Annotated in this window: 15 protein-coding genes and 1 CRISPR repeat array; of the genes, 9 read left to right on the top strand and 6 right to left on the bottom strand. The window is 61.6% G+C overall.

From position 1 onward, the window contains the following. The 9 genes from VJ464_00225 to VJ464_00185 all read left to right on the top strand — a co-directional run bounded on the left by VJ464_00225 (window position 1) and on the right by VJ464_00185 (window position 11,887). A complete protein-coding gene (locus VJ464_00225) occupies window positions 1–324 on the top strand; it encodes a hypothetical protein (GenBank protein ID HKQ03526.1) in 324 nt (107 codons plus the stop codon). A 12-nt stretch (window positions 325–336) separates the two neighbouring features. After that, window positions 337–966, top strand: a complete 630-nt coding sequence (gene cas4 / locus VJ464_00220) for a CRISPR-associated protein Cas4 (protein ID HKQ03525.1) — start codon at window positions 337–339, stop codon at window positions 964–966. Between the two features lie 11 nt (window positions 967–977). After that, window positions 978–2,042, top strand: a complete 1,065-nt coding sequence (gene cas1c, locus VJ464_00215) for a type I-C CRISPR-associated endonuclease Cas1c (GenBank protein ID HKQ03524.1) — start codon at window positions 978–980, stop codon at window positions 2,040–2,042. Between the two features lie 18 nt (window positions 2,043–2,060). Further along, the gene (gene cas2, locus VJ464_00210; GenBank protein ID HKQ03523.1) at window positions 2,061–2,345 is read left to right on the top strand and encodes a CRISPR-associated endonuclease Cas2; all 285 of its coding nucleotides are present in this window, start codon (window positions 2,061–2,063) and stop codon (window positions 2,343–2,345) included. A gap of 233 nt (window positions 2,346–2,578) precedes the next feature. Then, window positions 2,579–6,440: a CRISPR direct-repeat array (repeat unit 37 nt; unit sequence GTTCGCCCTGCTGATGAAGCAGGGCGTGGATTGAAAC). Window positions 6,441–6,509: 69 nt separating this feature from the next. After that, complete coding sequence (locus tag VJ464_00205; protein HKQ03522.1) at window positions 6,510–6,908, top strand: cytidine deaminase; 399 nt, start codon at window positions 6,510–6,512, stop codon at window positions 6,906–6,908. A gap of 143 nt (window positions 6,909–7,051) precedes the next feature. Then, window positions 7,052–7,726, top strand: a complete 675-nt coding sequence (locus tag VJ464_00200; protein ID HKQ03521.1) for an isoprenylcysteine carboxylmethyltransferase family protein — start codon at window positions 7,052–7,054, stop codon at window positions 7,724–7,726. 233 nt (window positions 7,727–7,959) lie between these two features. Then, window positions 7,960–9,357, top strand: coding sequence for a protein phosphatase 2C domain-containing protein (locus VJ464_00195; GenBank protein ID HKQ03520.1), 1,398 nt, complete (start codon window positions 7,960–7,962; stop codon window positions 9,355–9,357). A gap of 20 nt (window positions 9,358–9,377) precedes the next feature. Continuing rightward, complete coding sequence (locus VJ464_00190) at window positions 9,378–10,970, top strand: serine/threonine protein kinase (protein ID HKQ03519.1); 1,593 nt, start codon at window positions 9,378–9,380, stop codon at window positions 10,968–10,970. A 71-nt stretch (window positions 10,971–11,041) separates the two neighbouring features. Further along, window positions 11,042–11,887, top strand: a complete 846-nt coding sequence (locus tag VJ464_00185) for an FhaA domain-containing protein (GenBank protein ID HKQ03518.1) — start codon at window positions 11,042–11,044, stop codon at window positions 11,885–11,887. On the opposite strand, the gene VJ464_00180 is transcribed toward VJ464_00185, so the two are convergent. The 6 genes from VJ464_00180 to VJ464_00155 form a co-directional block, all read right to left on the bottom strand. Next, window positions 11,881–13,383 carry a glycosyltransferase family 39 protein gene (locus VJ464_00180; protein ID HKQ03517.1) on the bottom strand — a complete coding sequence of 501 codons (1,503 nt, stop codon included), beginning with the start codon at window positions 13,381–13,383 and terminating at the stop codon, window positions 11,881–11,883. The genes VJ464_00185 and VJ464_00180 overlap by 7 nt on opposite strands. Before the next feature lie 296 nt (window positions 13,384–13,679). Further along, entirely contained in the window at window positions 13,680–14,279 is a 600-nt protein-coding gene (locus VJ464_00175) for a hypothetical protein (GenBank protein ID HKQ03516.1), read from the bottom strand. 57 nt (window positions 14,280–14,336) lie between these two features. Then, a complete protein-coding gene (locus tag VJ464_00170) occupies window positions 14,337–14,894 on the bottom strand; it encodes an HD domain-containing protein (GenBank protein ID HKQ03515.1) in 558 nt (185 codons plus the stop codon). A 175-nt stretch (window positions 14,895–15,069) separates the two neighbouring features. Beyond that, window positions 15,070–16,092 (bottom strand): class I SAM-dependent methyltransferase, encoded by a 1,023-nt coding sequence (locus VJ464_00165; protein ID HKQ03514.1) that lies wholly within the window; start codon window positions 16,090–16,092, stop codon window positions 15,070–15,072. Between the two features lie 186 nt (window positions 16,093–16,278). Beyond that, window positions 16,279–17,706 (bottom strand): dihydrolipoyl dehydrogenase, encoded by a 1,428-nt coding sequence (gene lpdA / locus VJ464_00160; GenBank protein ID HKQ03513.1) that lies wholly within the window; start codon window positions 17,704–17,706, stop codon window positions 16,279–16,281. A gap of 129 nt (window positions 17,707–17,835) precedes the next feature. After that, the gene (locus tag VJ464_00155) at window positions 17,836–19,251 is read right to left on the bottom strand and encodes a 2-oxo acid dehydrogenase subunit E2 (protein ID HKQ03512.1); all 1,416 of its coding nucleotides are present in this window, start codon (window positions 19,249–19,251) and stop codon (window positions 17,836–17,838) included. Window positions 19,252–19,290 lie beyond the last annotated feature (39 nt).

Raw genomic sequence — 19,290 nt, 5'->3', positions numbered from 1 at the left:
ATGCCGGAACTTGATGAGTTGTTTATCTCGCCGCACGCCGTCGAGCAGTTCCAGCAACGCATCGCATTGATGAGCGAGGCGCGGTCGCGCTTCTTCATCGGCGAAGGCATCCGGCAGTCCGTAAATGTCAAGCTGCTGCCGGATGGCGGGACGTTGCGCATTCGCACGCGGCGACCGTTCCCATTCGAGTTTCGCGCCTTCGTCGTCTTTGACCGGATGCGCCACAACTGGGTGGTCACCACTGTCGTGCGCGGCGACAGCAACGTCACTCGCAAACAGCGGCGCAAGACGCCAAGCCCGGAAAACCCGGCCCTTGTCCCATGAGGTAAAAGCCATATGGACGCTACCGCAGGCGAGCCCGGCACGGTGCTGATCTCGGCGCTCAATCAGTACGTCTTCTGCCCGCGCCGCTGCGCCTTGATGCACGTCGAAGGCATTTGGAGCGACAACCAGCACACCGTCGTCGGCACGCTCTTGCACGACCGCGCCGACGAGCCGGGCTATGAGACCGACGGCGAGGTGACGGTGCTGCGCGCCGTGCCGCTCTACTCGACGCGCTATGGGCTTGCGGGCAAGGCCGACATCGTCGAATTGCGCGACGACCTGCCGGTGCCGGTCGAGTACAAAAAAGGCCGGCGCCGGCGCTTCGATAACGACGACATCCAGCTCTGCGCCCAAGCGCTCTGTCTCGAAGAGATGTTCGCTTGCGAAGTGCCGGCGGGCTACATCTATCACGCCGCCAGCCGTCGCCGCCGCGAAGTCCTCTTCGACTGGCGCTTGCGCGAAGAAACGCAGAAGACCATCCACGCCGTGCGCCGCTTGCTGGCTGAAGGCCGCGTGCCGGCGGCGCGGCTCCAGCCGCGCTGCGATGGCTGCTCGCTCAGGGCGGTCTGTCTGCCGGAACTGACCGGCGAAGCGGGCGCTGACCCGTCTGGCGCTTATCAACAATTGCTCTGGTCGGATTGAACGGAGGCACAATGGAGATCAAACAGAACACCCTCTACCTGACGGTTGCCGGGGCCTACGTGGCGCGCGATCATCTCAACCTACGCGTCGAGGTCGAGAAGGAATTGAAGCTGGCGGTGCCGATTCATCACCTGGAATCGGTCTGTGTCTTCGGGCAGGCGGCATTCAGCCCGGCGGCTTTGCATCTCTGCTGGGAGCACGGCGTCGCGGTCAATTACTTCAGCGAGGCGGGCTATCTGCTGGGCCGCTGGGAGGGCGTGCCGGCGACCAGCGTCAGCTTGCGGCGGGCGCAGCACCGGGCTGCCGATAACCCGGGCGCGACGGCGCTGGTGGCGCGGCAGGTGGTCGCCGGGAAGCTGCAAAACGCCCGGCAGAGCCTGCTGCGCTCGGCGCGCGAGAACCCGTCGCCGGAAGAAGACGAGCGCTTGCAGCGCTGCGCCGCCGAGCTATCGCGGTTGCTTGGCCGGCTTTCAGGCGCGCTCGATACGCCGTCGGAAGATGAGCCATCAAGCGGCATGGTGGATCGGATACGCGGCTTTGAAGGGCAGGCGGCGGCGCTCTACTTTGAAGTCTTCGCCCTGCACTTGAAACAGCAGCGCGAGGCGTTCGCCTTTACGAAGCGCACGCGACGGCCTCCGCGCGACCGCATCAATTGTCTGCTGTCGTTTTTGTACGCGCTGTTGCGGCACGATTGCATGGCGGCGCTAGTGGCAGTGGGGCTGGACCCGTTCGTCGGCTACTTGCACGCCGACCGCCCAAACCGACCGGGACTGGCGCTCGATCTGATGGAAGAGTTTCGCCCGCTGATCGCCGACCGATTGGCGATCACCCTGATCAATCGCCGTCAGGTGGGGCCGACTGATTTCAACGAGCGCGAAGGCGGCGCCGTCGAATTCACTGCCGCCGGGCGCAAGGCCGTGATTGCCGCTTACCAGGCGCGCAAGCAGGAGACGGTGAATCATCCGTTGCTCAATCAAGAATTTCGCGTCGGCCAGTTGATGCTGGCCCAGGCGCGCATCCTGGCGCGACACCTGCGCGGCGACCTGCCGGAATACTTGCCGTGCGTATTGCGCTGAGCGTGGGAGAGGGAAGCCATGCTGGTGCTAATCACTTATGATGTGGCGACGAGTGAGAAAGGCGGAGCGCGACGGCTGCGGCGGATGGCGCAGGCGTGCAAGGATTATGGCCAGCGCGTGCAGAATTCGGTGTTCGAGTGCCGCGTCAGCAGTCAGTACTGGGCCTTGTTGCGCGAGCGGCTGCTTGGAGAGATCAATGAGCGGGAAGATTCGTTGCGCTTCTATTTCCTGGATGCCGATGTGGCGATTGAGCACCATGGCGTAAAGAAGCCGATTGATTTGGAAGAGCCGCTGATTCTATAAAATTAAGGATGAAAACACTGGGAGGAGGTGAATAGTGGGTAGGTGCGGTGACACGTGCGCGAACCTGGAGTGGCGATCAAAGGCGGGAGGTTTCGCGATACCGGCAACTATTGCAGACACTAAGGTCTGGGAGGGCGGGTCACATCTATCCAATGTAAAACATAGTGGAAGGTTCGAGGTTCGCGCCGGGAGTCACACAAAGTCGTGGAAAGAAGATAGATAAATCCTCGACAGTTCGCCCTGCTGATGAAGCAGGGCGTGGATTGAAACATGTTGAGAAAGTCGAAATGAGCGGCCACCGCAAGTTCGCCCTGCTGATGAAGCAGGGCGTGGATTGAAACTTCAAATTCATAGTAGGCGTAGCCCATGACTATCGGTTCGCCCTGCTGATGAAGCAGGGCGTGGATTGAAACATTTCGCCAATGGATGCTTGAAGAAGAGAAAGTGGGTTCGCCCTGCTGATGAAGCAGGGCGTGGATTGAAACAGAAATGCAGTCCTGAAGCAAGAAGAAGTAATGGTTCGCCCTGCTGATGAAGCAGGGCGTGGATTGAAACATTGCAACCGCTTCGGTTATCAAATCAGATGAGCAGTTCGCCCTGCTGATGAAGCAGGGCGTGGATTGAAACCCATGTGTTCTGCCAGCAAGCAGCAAACGCGGCGTGTTCGCCCTGCTGATGAAGCAGGGCGTGGATTGAAACAATTCTCCATAAGCAGGTGCGGTGGCGGCAGACAAGTTCGCCCTGCTGATGAAGCAGGGCGTGGATTGAAACTTCAGCTTTCATGCGCTACTACCCGTTGCGCCGAGTTCGCCCTGCTGATGAAGCAGGGCGTGGATTGAAACCTATATCTGGAAGCTCGACCACCTTCCCTAAAAGTTCGCCCTGCTGATGAAGCAGGGCGTGGATTGAAACTCGCTTGGTGGGGCGGGTCGCGCAGACCAGCTCGCGTTCGCCCTGCTGATGAAGCAGGGCGTGGATTGAAACCAATCTTCCACGTCGAAGGCCCCTAGCTCTAAGATGGGTTCGCCCTGCTGATGAAGCAGGGCGTGGATTGAAACGTCGGAGAGGGCTTTCAATGCCGCCAACTGGTCAGGTTCGCCCTGCTGATGAAGCAGGGCGTGGATTGAAACACCTCGTTGGTCGCGGGGTCGGGCTCCGGAAAGACTGTTCGCCCTGCTGATGAAGCAGGGCGTGGATTGAAACAGCGTCATAGCCGATGCTATGCACGTGGCTGGATGTTCGCCCTGCTGATGAAGCAGGGCGTGGATTGAAACTGAAACTCGCCACCTATGTGCGCGGGCGCTGCCAGGTTCGCCCTGCTGATGAAGCAGGGCGTGGATTGAAACAATGAACTTTTCAAACTCGCGCGTGATCGTCGGCGCGAGTTCGCCCTGCTGATGAAGCAGGGCGTGGATTGAAACATGGTATTGAGCGACGAGGACGCCGCCGACATGCTGGTTCGCCCTGCTGATGAAGCAGGGCGTGGATTGAAACTAATCAAGCGCGGGTGAAAGGCAAGCATGGCTGAGTTCGCCCTGCTGATGAAGCAGGGCGTGGATTGAAACTCGCTGGAGACCGTCGAGCCGATGCATCCGAGCGAGTTCGCCCTGCTGATGAAGCAGGGCGTGGATTGAAACCTATAGCCGCGCGCTCTGATTACTTCGTCCGAAAGTTCGCCCTGCTGATGAAGCAGGGCGTGGATTGAAACGGCAGCAAGCACGTCATTGTCACGCTGAGTGAAAGTGGTTCGCCCTGCTGATGAAGCAGGGCGTGGATTGAAACAACTCTGGCTTCGTATTCTTTAGCCATCGCGGTGTGTTCGCCCTGCTGATGAAGCAGGGCGTGGATTGAAACGGCGGCAAAAAGAAAATGCGTCCAACGGATGATAGGTTCGCCCTGCTGATGAAGCAGGGCGTGGATTGAAACATACTCGGCTCTCAGAAGCGATGGCATCACACGTGTTCGCCCTGCTGATGAAGCAGGGCGTGGATTGAAACATGCAGGACGGATGGGAGCGCACGAAAATCAAAGGTTCGCCCTGCTGATGAAGCAGGGCGTGGATTGAAACTACGTCATCGCCCCCGCTCTGTCAAAGGATATTTTGTTCGCCCTGCTGATGAAGCAGGGCGTGGATTGAAACAACGATTTGGCGGCGGAAGCGGTAGACCAGCTCCCGTTCGCCCTGCTGATGAAGCAGGGCGTGGATTGAAACCTGACACCTCCCAGCGCGACCGCGGGAAGCTGTGCGCGTTCGCCCTGCTGATGAAGCAGGGCGTGGATTGAAACTGATCGTGCTGGATGAAGACGGCGAATCAATCGTGTTCGCCCTGCTGATGAAGCAGGGCGTGGATTGAAACCGCTTGAGTGCCTGGCAGTTGCCCAATCTGGTGAGTTCGCCCTGCTGATGAAGCAGGGCGTGGATTGAAACGATGTTGAATTCCTCGCCTGGCGCGGCACGGAAGAAGGTTCGCCCTGCTGATGAAGCAGGGCGTGGATTGAAACGGCAACGTCGAGAGCGGCATCCCTGTTGTGGATCTGTTCGCCCTGCTGATGAAGCAGGGCGTGGATTGAAACAGTACTGTGGCACTGATCTGAGCAAGGCACACCCGTTCGCCCTGCTGATGAAGCAGGGCGTGGATTGAAACGCTGATTGCTGCGCAGTTGCGAATGCAGAGCGCGAGTTCGCCCTGCTGATGAAGCAGGGCGTGGATTGAAACATCGCCTAAAAATGCGTCGATCATCTTCGCCAATGTTCGCCCTGCTGATGAAGCAGGGCGTGGATTGAAACTGCACTCAGCCTCATACTCAGCCGCCGTCATTCGCCGTTCGCCCTGCTGATGAAGCAGGGCGTGGATTGAAACAACGCCGAATTGCAGGGCTACCTGCGCATCACCAAGAGGTTCGCCCTGCTGATGAAGCAGGGCGTGGATTGAAACCGGTAAAAATGCCGGATCATGATCCGGCAAAAACGCGTTCGCCCTGCTGATGAAGCAGGGCGTGGATTGAAACTGCGTCTGATGGCCATAATCTTCGCCCATCTGATGTTCGCCCTGCTGATGAAGCAGGGCGTGGATTGAAACGCCGCCATAGACGACCACGCCGGCAAACTGGCCGGTTCGCCCTGCTGATGAAGCAGGGCGTGGATTGAAACACATTGGTCTTGCTGATGACGTACCATTTGCCCTGGCTCGCCCTGCTGATGAAGCAGGGCGTGGATTGAAACGAGCAGAAGCGGCACGGCGTGCCAACGTGCTAGTGTTCGCCCTGCTGATGAAGCAGGGCGTGGATTGAAACTTTCTCACCTTCTGCGGGTGAGTCCAGACCGCCTGCGTTCGCCCTGCTGATGAAGCAGGGCGTGGATTGAAACTACAAGGTGAAGTTTTTATGCGGGTGACGGAGCCTCAGTTCGCCCTGCTGATGAAGCAGGGCGTGGATTGAAACTTTCCTGACGGTCTCAGCAAAGGCGCGCCCGTGGGTTCGCCCTGCTGATGAAGCAGGGCGTGGATTGAAACTATGTATATCCTATGACCTTGAGAATCTCATCAAGGTTCGCCCTGCTGATGAAGCAGGGCGTGGATTGAAACCATTCCTGTGGGTTCCACGTAACGCCGACGATGGTGTTCGCCCTGCTGATGAAGCAGGGCGTGGATTGAAACTTGCACGGCGAACGCTAACGGCCAGCCGTAGGATTGTTCGCCCTGCTGATGAAGCAGGGCGTGGATTGAAACATCGAGCGAGTAAGGAAGCCAGCGATAAGGGCCGCGGTTCGCCCTGCTGATGAAGCAGGGCGTGGATTGAAACCAGCAATCTGCGATGATTGAACTGATCCGCGCCGTGTTCGCCCTGCTGATGAAGCAGGGCGTGGATTGAAACTATGAGCAAACCTATTTGCAGCGCCCCGCCAGCCCGTTCGCCCAGCTGATGAAGCAGGGCGTGGATTGAAACAGTTCTATGACGATTTGCCACGCGGCAGCGATGTCGGGTTCGCCCTGCTGATGAAGCAGGGCGTGGATTGAAACAACGAACATATTGACAAGATGCTGGCTGAGTTGGGAGCGGTTCACCCTGCTGATGAAGCGGGACGGGGATGGTCGCAAGCGCTGTGAGGCTATATCTAATTTCTAGTTCGGCGGCTTCGCGGGTGGGGGACGTGAGTCAGAGGCTATGGAACTTACAAGACAGGATTACGATTTGATTCAGGAAGCGAAACGCACAGCCGATAGATTGCACCTTGAGGGCGTCCATGAGGTCGCGGCCGCCCTACGAACGGCTTCGGGGCAAATCTTCACAGGCATCCACATAGAAGCCGATGTCGGTAACGTCGGCATTTGCGGCGAGGTGGCGGCCATCTGCTGCATGGTGAGCGGCGGCTGCCGGGATATCGCCGTGATCGTCGCCGTCACGAGCGACGGCAGAGGCAACTACAAATTGCTTGTTCCTTGCGGCAGGTGCAGGGAGATAATCAGCGACTTTAGCTTGGAAGCGGAGGCTATAGTCGGCACGCTAGAACGGCCGTACAAGATGAAGATAACGGAGTTGCTGCCGCTCAAACCGTACTCGTAGGCAGACAGCCGCCGAACAAACGCATGCACCCGAGCCCGCGAAGCTCATTTCGCATGATTCTGCTAATGCCGCTCGCGCGCCCGCTGATGCTTGGCGTTCGGCCGCTTCGCCTCTTTGTGAAACCGAGGCGATGGGTATGCCCGATGAAATTCGCACTCATTGACATCTTCAACGACGTGCTCGTCGGCGTCGTGCTGTTCGGGGCTGCGGGGACCCTCAACTGGCCGCGCGCCTGGGTGCTGCTGAGCGTTATGCTCGTCATTCGGATGCTTGGGACATGGAGCACCCTGCGTGTCAATCCCGCGCTTCTCGAAGATCGCGCCCGCCTACCCGTTCGTCGCGGGCAGCCGCTGTCGGATAGAGTGTTGTTGCCGGCCTTCATGCTGTCGTACGCCCTGGTCGTCGCCTTCGATGGCTTCGACGTGACGAGGTTTCGCATCCTCGGCTCGCCGAACCCCGTCGTCGCCGGCGCGGGGCTCGCGCTCGTCGTGTTCGGGTGGGGTCTCGTGATGGTCACGATGCGAACGAACGCGTATGCGACGACGGTTGTGCGCTACCAGGAAGACCGCGGGCACGAGGTCGTGAGTACGGGTGTATATGGGGTCGTGCGCCATCCGATGTATGCCGGTCTTATTGCGGGGATCGCCGGCATGGGGTTGTGGCTCGGGACGAATGCCGGGGCATTGGCGACCGTCGTTCCGGCCAGTGTCCTCGTCGCTCGCATTGTCGTTGAGGAAGGCGTCCTGCGGGCTAAGCTCGCAGGCTACGATGGGTACGCGGGGCGGGTGCGCTACCGGCTCGTGCCCGGGCTCTGGTAGGTCGTCCGCATCGTGCTCGCTCGATTTGGCGCAGCGCCCGGCGGTTTCGCCCTCACGCCAACGCCTGGAGACCCGTCCCGGCAGAGGCCACGGGGCAACCTTCTTACCGATCCGAGCTATCCCGCCGTTCGCTCATTCGCCCGACCGATGCTAAAATGAATCGTCTATCATGCGCGGGCCGCCTGACGGCAGGAGTGGCGTCCGCCATCTCGGTCGCCGGTTGAGAGAAGCGTATGGAGTTGAAAGCTGGATTCGTTTGTGACCGCGGCTTGAACCCGAAACGCCCGGTCAATCAGGATCGTTACCTGGCGCTCGCCGAGCGCGGGCTGTTTGCCGTCTTTGACGGCGTCGGCGGCCAGCGCGCCGGCGAAGTCGCCAGCGAAACTGCCGCCGAAACCATCGAAGAATCGCTCGCCCACAGCAGCGCCACCTCGTCCGCCGAGCTGATTCGCCGCGCCATCCAGTTCGCCAACCGCGACATCTTCGAGATGGCCGAAAGCGACCCGGCTTACAAAACCATGGCGACCACCGTGGCGCTGTTGCACATCGATGGCGACCGCGCCACCATCGCTCACGTCGGCGACAGCCGCGTCTATCGCCTCGAAGAAGGCCGCTTCTTCCGCGAAACCATCGACCATACGGATTACCACGACGACTTGCGCGCAGGGCTGGCCGCCGGCTCGCAAGCCGGTCGCCGCAACGTCATCAACCGGGCGCTCGGCGTCGAGGCCGAAGTCGAAGTCGAGATCAAGACCCTGCACCTGCGCGACGGCGCGCGCTTCTTGCTCTGTAGCGACGGCGTCTATCGCCACCTCTCCGACGAAGAGATGGCGCACGTCTTGGCGCAGTTCAAAGACCCGCAGCAGGCGGCAAACGAGCTGAAGCGTCTGGTTCACGAGCGCGGCGCCGATGACAACCTGACGGCCATCGTCGTGCAGGTTGGCCGCGCCAAACAGAGCGTCGTGCTGGCCATCGAAGACCCGCTTGCCGCGCCGCGCGCCGCTCAGGGGCTGAAAGCTCAGGTCGCCGAGGCACAGCGCGGCGGCGGGCGCGGCAAGCGCATCGAAGTCAATTTCGGCAAGTCGTCGCGCCCACCCACGGTCTTTGACGAGCGGCAGCTAGAGCGTCGCGCCGTTAGCGACTCGCCCTTGCCCGTCGAGCGGCGCTCGGGGTCGCGCTGGCTGCTCTGGTCGCTGGTGGTTTTACTGCTCATCGGCGGGGCGTTTTACGGCGGCCTACGGGCATCAGAGTGGAAGGGGCTGCGAACGTCTGAGCCGCCTCAGTCAAATGACCCGATGAAGACGGGCCGCGCCGCCTTCGATCAGGCGAACTACGCGGCGGCGGCGGCGCAGTTTGCCACGGCCGTCGAGCGCGACGCGCAGAATCCGGAGGCTCAGTACTGGCTGGGCCGCGCGCAGTTGGAATCGGGCGAATACCCGAAGGCTGCGGCGAGCTTTGAAAATGCGTTGACGCGCCGCCCGACGCTGTTTGATGCATACACGCAGGCGGCGCAAGCGTATGAACTGGCGGGCGACCGATTGAAGGCCGCGCAAATGCTTCAGCGCGGCGCCGAAGAACGGCGCAAGGCGGCATCGCCCGTGAGACCCGAAAACGCCAACGCGCCGCGTTGACGACGGATGATTAAAAGATCGTGCCGGAACTGAGACTCGAAAACAGCATCGTTGATGACCGCTACTATGTGGCGCGACTGCTCGGGCGCGGCAGCTATGCCGAGGTCTTTGTTGCCTACGACCAGTTGCACCAGGAAGAGCCGGTGATCATCAAGGCGCTCAACGTCGCGCTGCAAGGCACGGCTGACGCCGAGCTTGAACAGACGCTCGTCGAGAACTTTCAGAACGAGGCCGTCGCGTTAGACAAAGTCCGCCACCCGAACATCATCCGCCGCCTCGGTCACGGCACCGCGGCTGACCTTGAAGGCACGGCCTTTCATTACCTGGTGCTCGAATACATGCCCGGCGGCGACCTGCTCGGCCTCTGCCGCCATCAGGCGCTGGCGCTCGACGTGGCGCTGCCCTACTTTCAACAGGTCTGCGAGGCGCTCGCCTATGCCCACAGCCGGCAGGTGATTCACCGCGACTTGAAGCCGCAGAACCTGTTGCTCTCGGCGGACAAGAAAATCATCAAGATCGCCGACTTCGGCGTCGCCAAGATGACCCTCGACGGCGCTGACGAAGTGACGCGCGTCGGCACCAACGTCTACGCGCCGCCCGAACATCACCCCGACGCGCCGGGCGGCTTGCGCGAGCGATTGACGCCCGCCGCCGATATTTATTCGCTGGCCAAGACGGTCTACACCGTGCTGACAGGCCGCGCGCCGCGCCGCTTCGCGCGCCAGCCCATCAGCGAATTGCCCGCCGGCTTGTTGGCCGAAGAATGGGGCAAGGGGCTGCTCGCGCTTCTCGAACGGGCGACGCAGGATCGCGCCGCCGACCGTTACCAGACGGTGCAAGCGTTCTGGGAAGAGTTCGCGCGGCTCAAGCTCGGCGAAGCCGTCGTCGCCGAAGGCGCAGACGAAGCGACCATCGTGCGCCGCCGCTTGAGCGGCACCAGCACCGTCGAGCGCGCCGCCTCGCAGCCGCGCTTTCAATCGATCACCACAGGCGCGCGCGAGGCGCAGCCGGCCCAGAAAGCCCGCACGGTTCTAAACATCCCGCTGCCGCAAAAGCCGCCGGTCGCGCCGCCCGCGGGCAATGGCTCGGGTCTCGAATCGGCGCGGGCCGCGGCGGACGCCCCGCCCCGCTCGCCTTACGCCACGGTCAGAGATCATGCGGCGCGGGCCGGCGTTGTCGAAGCGGCAGAGGTCAAGCCGCAGGGTGGCTTACGGACGCGGCGCATGAACGAGAGCCCGACTGCCGAGCGCAGCTTCTTCGACACCCTGCAAGCGGTCATTCGCTCGGACTGGCTGCGCCGCGCCTTCGTCGTGCTGCTGATCGCGGCGCTGATCGGGCTGGCCTCATCGATCTATCATTACTATGCCGAGAAGCCATTGACCGGCGCCTTTGAAAGCACGAAAGACGGGGTCATTGATGGGGCGATTAACGTCAACCTGCGCAGCGAGCCGGGCGGCGTGATACTGGCGACCTTGCCGCTCAACTCGCGCGTGCGGCTGTTGGAAGAACATGGCAACTGGGTGCGTGTGCGCGTCTTGAACTGGGCGGGTGGGATGCCCTCTGGCGCTCCCGACAGCGGTTGGGTCAACAGACAGTTTGTTAAAACGGATTGAGAAACGCTTCCTGGCCGTCGAAGAATTGCCGGAAGCGGTGAGCGAGAAACCAGGGTACTAGAGGAACAACAATGAAATGGTTTGAGAGCTTGCGCAAATGGATCGATGGTGAAGAAGACTTTGACGAGCAGGGCGAGCCGCGCCCGCGCTCGAAGTGGGATGACTTTCTGGTCGCGTTGGCGCGCGAGATCGAAGAGGTCATGCGGCGCGAGATGTTCACGCCGCCGGGCGGGCCGACTTATGTGCCGCGCGAATATATCGTCTTTCTAAGCACCGCCGACGATGCCGACTGGCAGGGCGAAAAGCGCGAGGGGCTGGAGCGCGGCCTGTTTCATGTGCTGTCGGAGCGCGCCAAAGAGCTAGCCGGCGAGAACGAGTTTCAAACCAAGACGCTGATCGTCGAACTGCGCGTCGACCCGTCGCTCGATTCCGGCAAATTCCGCGTCCAGCATGTCTGGGACGCCGAAGCCGAAAAGACCATGGTGTCGCCGCGCAAGCGTGCCGAGCCGGCACCGTCGCCGTCGTCGGCGCAGACGGTCGCCGAACAGCCCGACGAAGAGGCGACCATCGTGCGCCCGCGCCAGCCGGTGACGCCGAGCTTTTCAGTGCTGGTGCGCCGCAACGCGCCGAATGCCGACACCTCGCCGCCCGACATCCGCCCATTTTACAAAGACGAGATTGCCATCGGTCGCGGCTCGCGTCAGGTGGCGGTCGATCTCAGGCTCGAAGGCGATCTCGAAGTCAGCCGCCAGCATGCGCAGATCACCAAGAACGGCGATGGCCAGTTCACCGTCACCTGCAAAGGCGCCAACTCGATCATGGTGAATGACGAGAAGGAAGTCTTCACCAACGAGAGCGCCGCGGTGCAGCCCGGCGACAAGATCGCGATTTGCAGTTACGAGCTGGTGATTCAGTGAGGGCGGGATTGACTAATCAGGCGGCGGCCTTTGCCTATCCATTTCGATGCCACGCGGCCGAAGCCCGCGCCCAGCACGACCCACGCCAGCGCCGCAAAGACGAAGAGAAAATACTGCATCGGCAGGGTGTAGCGGAACTCTGTATGCACGGCTGATTGAAAGATGAAATAGTAAAGCGGCAGGATGGCGAGGAACATCGCCCGCCGCCACGCGACCACGAAACCGAGCAGCGCGCCAAGCAGAATCATCACCAGCATGGTCTCTTTCGTCACTCGCTCGGCGGCGCGCGCCACGGGCCGCAGCCAGGAGAGCGGCTTGCCCACAGGCAGGCGCGGCGATTGCGCCGCCAGCTCTTGCCACTCAGGTCTGACCGGCGCGGCCGTCGCCGGCTGGCTCAGTTGATCGCGCCGAAAAATCAGCGGCGCATGCGCCGTGTAGTTGATCATCTCTTTACAACGGGCGAGCATCACGCCGGCATACCAGAACGGATGTTGCTTGATGACGGTCAGGCTCTTGCGGACGCGGTCGCGGTCACGATGGATGCCGTCAGGCGTCGTCCAGCTTCCGCCATAGCGCGGCTCGTTATACAACTCGGCTTCCTGCCTCGCCACTTCGTCGTCTTTAGCCACCGCGCCGAAACGGTCGCCGCTATAATCGGCAATGCCTTCCCATAAATTTAAGCCGGCGCCGATGCTGATCGGCAGGAACTCATGATAGACCAGATAATTCCTGACCGTGATCGGCGCGATCACCAGCAACGCGACTGCCGCCGTAATCAATGCGCGTTGTGCGGTCTTGCGCCACGGCCTGCCGATGAGCGTCAACATCAAAACAAGAAACGGGCCGAGCAGCATGGGCTGAGGCCGCAGCCACGCCGCCAGCCCGCATAACACGCCAGCCAGCGCGAAGGCCAGATAAGTGCGCCGCCATTGCTGGGCTCGCAGTAAGACATAAAAAGCGGCCAGCAGCGGCAGCGCGCACAGCGCATCGGGCAAGATGAAATTCGAAATGTGCGCCAGATGATGCGAGACCGCCGCAAGGAACCCCGCGACCGTGCCGACGCGCCAGCCGAACACCGCCCCGGCAATCCAGAAGAGCAAGACCGGCCCAAGCGCCGTCAGCACGTTCTGTAGCAACTGTACGGCGAAGAAGTTGCGCCCCGCTGTCCGATAGATGGCGCTCAGATAGATGGCATAGCCCGGCGCTTCCGACAGCCATTGCGTCTGCCAGGGCTGGCCGTAAGGCCCCAGCAGCCCGCCGCCTTCGACAATGTTCACGGCTCGCTGGTCGTAGCCGATGGTCAGACCGGCGAACGGCTGATCGGCGGTGTAGATCACCGATTGCAGATCGACCGCATGCAGTGAGCGCACAATGAAGGCAAGGGCGAAGAGTAGAAGGCTGATCGTCAGCCGCGCCCGCCGGCTCATCGGCGCGCGGGTGTTGAGGCACGGCGCGAGCCAGCGGCGCAGGGTAAAGATTCGGCGTTGCAGATTCAAGCTGGTCTTACCTGTGATGAGGATCGCGCTGCCTGGAGCAGATTTCGATTGGGTTTGCCATGTAGCGCAAGGCGGTTAGCTTGCGCTAGTCACGGCGCAAGCTAACCGCCTTGCGCTACATCCATTCTGGAAGCCGGCTGAGATTCGGTCTTTTATGAAGTCGAGCGATAGGGCTGACCAGCAGCCGCGGATCGCTCCTCCTTAACCGTTGTTCTTCAAAATGATTTGCGGCTGCTCGCGAATGTCATGCGAGCAGCCGCTTGTTTTTTGCCGATGGCAAAGCACCCGGCGCGTGATTACTTTTTGAACTCCGCCGACTTGACGAACGCCACGAAGGCGTCGTTCCAGCGCGTCACCGTCTTTTCAGGCCCGACCAGCTTGACGAAGTAGTTGCCCTTCGGCGTTTCGATGACCCCCGCGCGCATGCGTGAATTCGGCTGCGGCGATTGCGAGCCGGTCATCATGTCGCCGCTGAAGGTGCCGCTGACGTCGAGCAAGGTCACAGGCATGCCATTGACCGTGAGGTTTTCAGTCCTGGCCTTGTCCATCGTCTGCTGCATCTGGCCGACCCATCGCTCAAAGTTGTCTTGCACAGAGCCGCCCTGCCCCTGACCGAAAAAGTAGACGACCAGACTGGCGTCACCGCCGCCTTCGCCGGGCAGTTTGTACTGCGCGACGCGCATGCTGGAAGTCGGCTTCTCGGCCGTCCAGCCGTCGGGCGTCTTGAAAGTCAGCTCGCCCGGCACGCTTGATGTCGGCTGGGGGATTGCCGGCCCGTTGCGCGTCGCCGCGCCGTTGTTGTTGGCCGCCGTTACGGTCGGCGCGGGCGCGTTGCAGGCGGCAAACCAGGCCGCAAGCGCGACCAGAAGAAAGGCGTTAAGTAGCGAACGATTCATCAATCAATACCTCACGATAAAACTAGCCGGACGCGCCGCCGTCAAGCCAGGTCGCCGTTACGCGCCCTGCGCCTGCTGGCCACGCGGGGCGGCAAAAACGCGCTCGATCATCGGCTCGAAATGCGCCAGCGGCAGCGTCTCATAAGCCGGGTCGAAGGCCGTCTGGTCCCACTCGTCGGTGAACTGGCAAGCCTTCGCGTACCACGGCTCGCTTTCGTACTGACGGCGCGCTTCGGGGTCTTTGCCCATGAGCGCGTAATAGTGCCGGCCCTGAAAATCCTGGTGCGTGCGAACGATCTGGTAGGTCTCGGGCGTCACGTAAGGCTTCAAAATCTCTGCGCCGATGGCCGGGTGGTTTTCGACCGATATGACTTTGCCGATGTCGTGGCAGAGCGCCGCGACGATCATCTCTTCGCTGGCGCCATCGCGCTCGGCGCGCGTCGCCGTCTGCAAGCCGTGGACGAGCTGATTGACGGCGAAGCCGTCTACCTGCGCCTCCAGTTGCGCGAGCATCGCCTTGATGATTTGCGGCATGGTTGCCTGTCGCTGGTTGACGGCCTGCGCGATCCCCTTCCAGTCTTCGATCTTTCCTTCATCCATTCTGGTAAACGACATAGCGGTGGTCTCCATAAGCCAGGGATGTGATTGACCAGAAGAATATAAACGCTGGCGCGGCTGATGAGCAATCAAAGTTCGGCCTTTGATCCTGGGAGCGCAGGCATCTTGCCTGCCAGTCTCACGCATGCAAAAAGTTGCGGGCGAGACGCCCGCGCTCCCAGGCTACAGCCGATTACTTCACCGAAACGATCACCTGCTGGAAGCTCGCCGGCAAAGCGTGCATCTCGCTCGACGCGAAGCCGGCGTTGCGGAACATCTCGTCCAATTCGGCGAAGGTGTAAGCGTCGCCGTGTGCCGTCGTCGCCAGCATGACCATACTGAAGGCCGCCGAGGTCGGCGGCGTGACGCGGTCGGGGTTCGGCACAAATTCCAGCGTGACCGCCCGCCCGCCGGGTTTCAGCGCCGCCTGAACCTTGCGCAGCAACTGCTCATTCGTCGCCGGGTCGAAGTGATGCAGGAAGTTGGTCAGTAAAACGATGTCGTAGCCTTCGCCGAATTCGACTTCAAAGGCGCTGCCGGGAATTTTGTGGTGCCGATCACTGACGCCGGCGGCGGCGGCATTCTCTTCCGCGACGGCCAGGACGCTCGCCCAATCGAGGGCATAGATTTCGGCGTTCGGATTATGCCGGGCCAGCGCGATGCCGAAGACGCCGTGGCCCGCGGCAACGTCGAGCACTTTCCACGGCTCGCCGGCATCGGCGTCGAGCAACTGCGCGATCCCTTCGGCGGGCATGGCCATCAGCGGTGCCATCGCCCGCGCGAAGTCTACCCACATCGGATGCTCCGGCTCCATCGAGCCTTCGGCGCTGATTACGGTGCCGCCTTTGCGCACGGACTCGGTCACATGGCTGAAGGCTTCGACCAGTGGCGGCGCGGCGAGAAAGTTCACCGCCGAGCCCATGTAAGCCGGCGAGCGACGATCAAGAAAAACCGACGAGTCGAGCGTCAGGGCGTATTGATTCTCTTCTTTGGTGAGGAACCCGCCGATAACCAGATAGTCACAAAGAATGCGCAGGCCGCGCGCCGAAGCCTTGCATTTTTCGGCCAGCGCGTCAGCCGTCGTCGCGCCTTCGGCGATAGCGGTGAACAGATCAAGCTCGATGGCGGCTTTCAATGCGGCGGTGCGTTGATACGCCGCCAGCGCTTCAAACAACACTTCCGGGGATGGTTGGATATTTCCAGTAGCTTGTGCCATTGCAGATGAGTCTCCTTTGATGAATTAAATACAGGACCGCTCAGTACTCGACATTCATAAAGACGAATTAAACACAGAGACACAGAGACACGGAGGGAACAAAGAGAAGACTCCGTGCCTCCGTGCCTCTGTGTCTCTGTGTTTGTTTCTCATCCCTTTTTGCAGAACTGAATGGCCCTGGCAGCCTTAACTGCGCTTCGGACGATAGACATCCGTGGCGTTGCCGAAGAAGACATCCGCCGCGTTCATCACTGTCTCGGACAGCGTCGGGTGTGGGTGAATCGTCAAGCCAACGTCCGCGGCGCGCGCCGCCATCTCGATGGCCAGCACCCCTTCTGAAATTAACTCGCCAGCGCCCGGCCCGCAGATGCCGACGCCCAGCAGGCGCTCGGTTTCGGGATCGATGATCAGCTTGGTGACGCCATCCGTGCGGTCGAGCGTCAAGGCGCGGCCCGAAGCCGCCCACGGGAAGCGCGCGACTTTGACGTTGCGGCCCTGCGCTTTGGCTTCGGTTTCGGTGAGCCCGGCCCAGGCGATCTCCGGGTCGGTGAAGACGACCGCCGGGATAGCCGCCGGCTCGAAGGCGGTTTTGTGTCCGGCGATGACTTCGGCGGCGACGCGGCCTTCGTGCGAGGCTTTGTGCGCCAGCATCGGGTCGCCCGTGATGTCGCCGATGGCAAAGATTGCCGGGTCATCGGTGCGCCGCTGCGCGTCGACTTTGACGAAGCCGCGCCCGTCCACTTCGACCCTGGTGTTTTCAAGCCCGAGCCCGCCGGAGTTCGGCTTGCGGCCTACGGAGATCAGCACCTTGTCGAAGACCTGCTCGGTCTGCTCGATGCCCTCGCCTTCCAGTTTGACGTGAATGCCGTCGTCGGCTTCATTGATGCTTGTCACCTTGGTGTTGAGCATCACCGCCTTGCACATCGCGTTGACGCGCTTGGCCAGAATGTTGACGAGATCGCGGTCAGCGCCGGGGAGTAACCCTGCGGTCATTTCGACGACCGACACGGCGGTGCCGAGCGCCGCGTAGACCGTGCCCAGCTCAAGGCCGATGTAGCCGCCGCCGATGACCAGCAAGCTCTTCGGCACGTCTTCAAGATCGAGCGCGCTGGTCGAATCCATCACTCGCGGGCTGTCGAGCGATAATCCGGGGACGGTTGCGGGCCGCGAGCCGGTTGCGAGTATCGCGTGCTCGTAGCGCAGTTGTTCGGCGCCGCCTTTGATCTTTTCGATATTGATTGTGTTGGAATCAACGAACGTCGCGCGGCCCTGAATGTATTTCACCTTACGTTGTTTGCTCAACTGGCCGAGGCCGCCGGTCAGCTTCTCGACGACGCTCGTCTTCCACTGGCGCAGCTTGCCGACATCAATCTGCGGCGCGGCAAACTCGATGCCCCAGTGCGCCGCCTCGCGCGACTCGTTGATCACCTTGGCGACGTGCAGCAGGGCTTTCGAGGGGATGCAGCCGCGATAGAGGCAGACGCCGCCGGGGTTCAATTCCATATCGACCAGCGTCGTCTGCAATCCGAGGTCGGCGGCCATAAACGCGGCGGCATACCCACCCGGCCCGCCGCCGATGACGACCACTTGCGTCGTGTTCACGTTGTCACTCATCCGTTTCTCCAGTAGGCAGTAGGCAGGAAGCAGGAGGCAGTTCCCGAATCGTGAAGGTTCCACAGCTTGTCGCAAGCTATAAAGCGGTCCCGAACTGCTTACTGCCTCCTGGCTCCTGCCTCCTGCTTCCTATCCCTCAAGCGCCAGCAGGAACGGCTGTTCGAGCGCCTGCGCGACCCAGCGCAGAAAGCGCGCCGCGTCCGCTCCGTCAATCAGCCGGTGGTCGTAGGACAGCGACAGCGGCAGCATCAAGCGCGGCTCGAATTCGCTGCCGTTATAGACCGGCTGGTAGGTCGCCCGCGACATTCCGAGTATAGCGACTTCCGGGGCGTTGACGATGGGCGTGAAACTGGTGCCGCCGATGCCGCCGAGATTGGTGATCGTGAAGCTGCCGCCCTGCATCTCGTCGAGCGTCAGTTTCTTATTGCGCGCCTTCTCGGCGAGTTGATTCATCTCGGCGGCAAGCTGGCGGATGTTCTTCTTATCCACGTCGCGGATGACTGGCACCAGCAGGCCGCGATCTGTATCCACGGCGACGCCGACGTTGACATACTTCTTAAAGACAATCTCGTCGCGCGCCTGATCGATGCTGGCGTTGAATTGCGGGAAGGCTTTCAGCGCCGCGGCGATGACTTTCAATGTGATGGCAGTCACGGTTAGCTTGCCGCCCGCCGCTTCGACCTGCTTGCCGAAGCGCTTGCGCAGTTGCTCAAGCTCTGTGATGTCGGCCTGGTCGTGCTGCGTGACGTGCGGCACGGTGAGCCAGGCGTTGCGCATATTCTCGGCGGTCTTGCGACGGATGCCGCTCATCGAAGTGCGCTCGACCTCGCCCCACTTCGAAAAGTCCGGCAGCGGCGCAAGTCCCGGCAGGCCGGCTGAAGCTGCCGCTCCGGTCTGCCCGCCGCTAATCAGCGACTTGGCATGCGCCTTGACGTCTTCGTCAGAGATGCGCCCGCTCGGTCCCGTGCCCGGCACCGCGTAGATGTCAACGCCAAGCTCGCGCGCCAGCCGCCGCACCGACGGCGAAGCCGGCACCGGCGCGCGTTTGGTCTCAGGCGTCGGCATTGGCGCGACCGGCGGCGGTGGCGTCGAGGTGGGCGCTCCCTTGCCGCCATCAGGGAAGCTGCCGGCGTATTGCGCCAAGGCGCGCTCGCCGAGCCGGCGCTCGTGTTCTAGCCCTTCCGTCGCCTGCTCTGGTTCCGGCTGTGAGGATTCTTGCGGAGCCGCTTCTTCGGCTTGCGGCTCGGCGGCCTGAGATTCGGCTTGCGGCTTGGCTTCGGCTTGCGGCGCGGCGGCGCCATTGCCTTCCGCAGCGTCGAGCGTCAGGATCGTCTGCCCGACTTTGACGCGCTCGCCTTCTTTGACAAGAATCTCTTTGACGACGCCGTCGCTGAACGCCGGCACTTCGACGGTCGCCTTGTCGGTTTCAAGCTCAAGCACCGGCTGATCTTTCTTGACCGTCGCGCCGACCTCGACCAGCAAGCGCGCCAGCACGCCCGAATCAACATTCTCGCCGAGCTGCGGCAGTTTCAACTCAGTTGCCATATCGTTCCTTTAGCTGTAGCGCAATCTGATAGATTGCGC

The sequence above is a fragment of the Blastocatellia bacterium genome (assembly GCA_035275065.1).
GTDB lineage: Bacteria > Acidobacteriota > Blastocatellia > UBA7656 > UBA7656 > DATENM01.
Note: the sequence above shows the minus strand (reverse complement) of the source record. Positions and strands in the feature narration are given on the sequence as shown.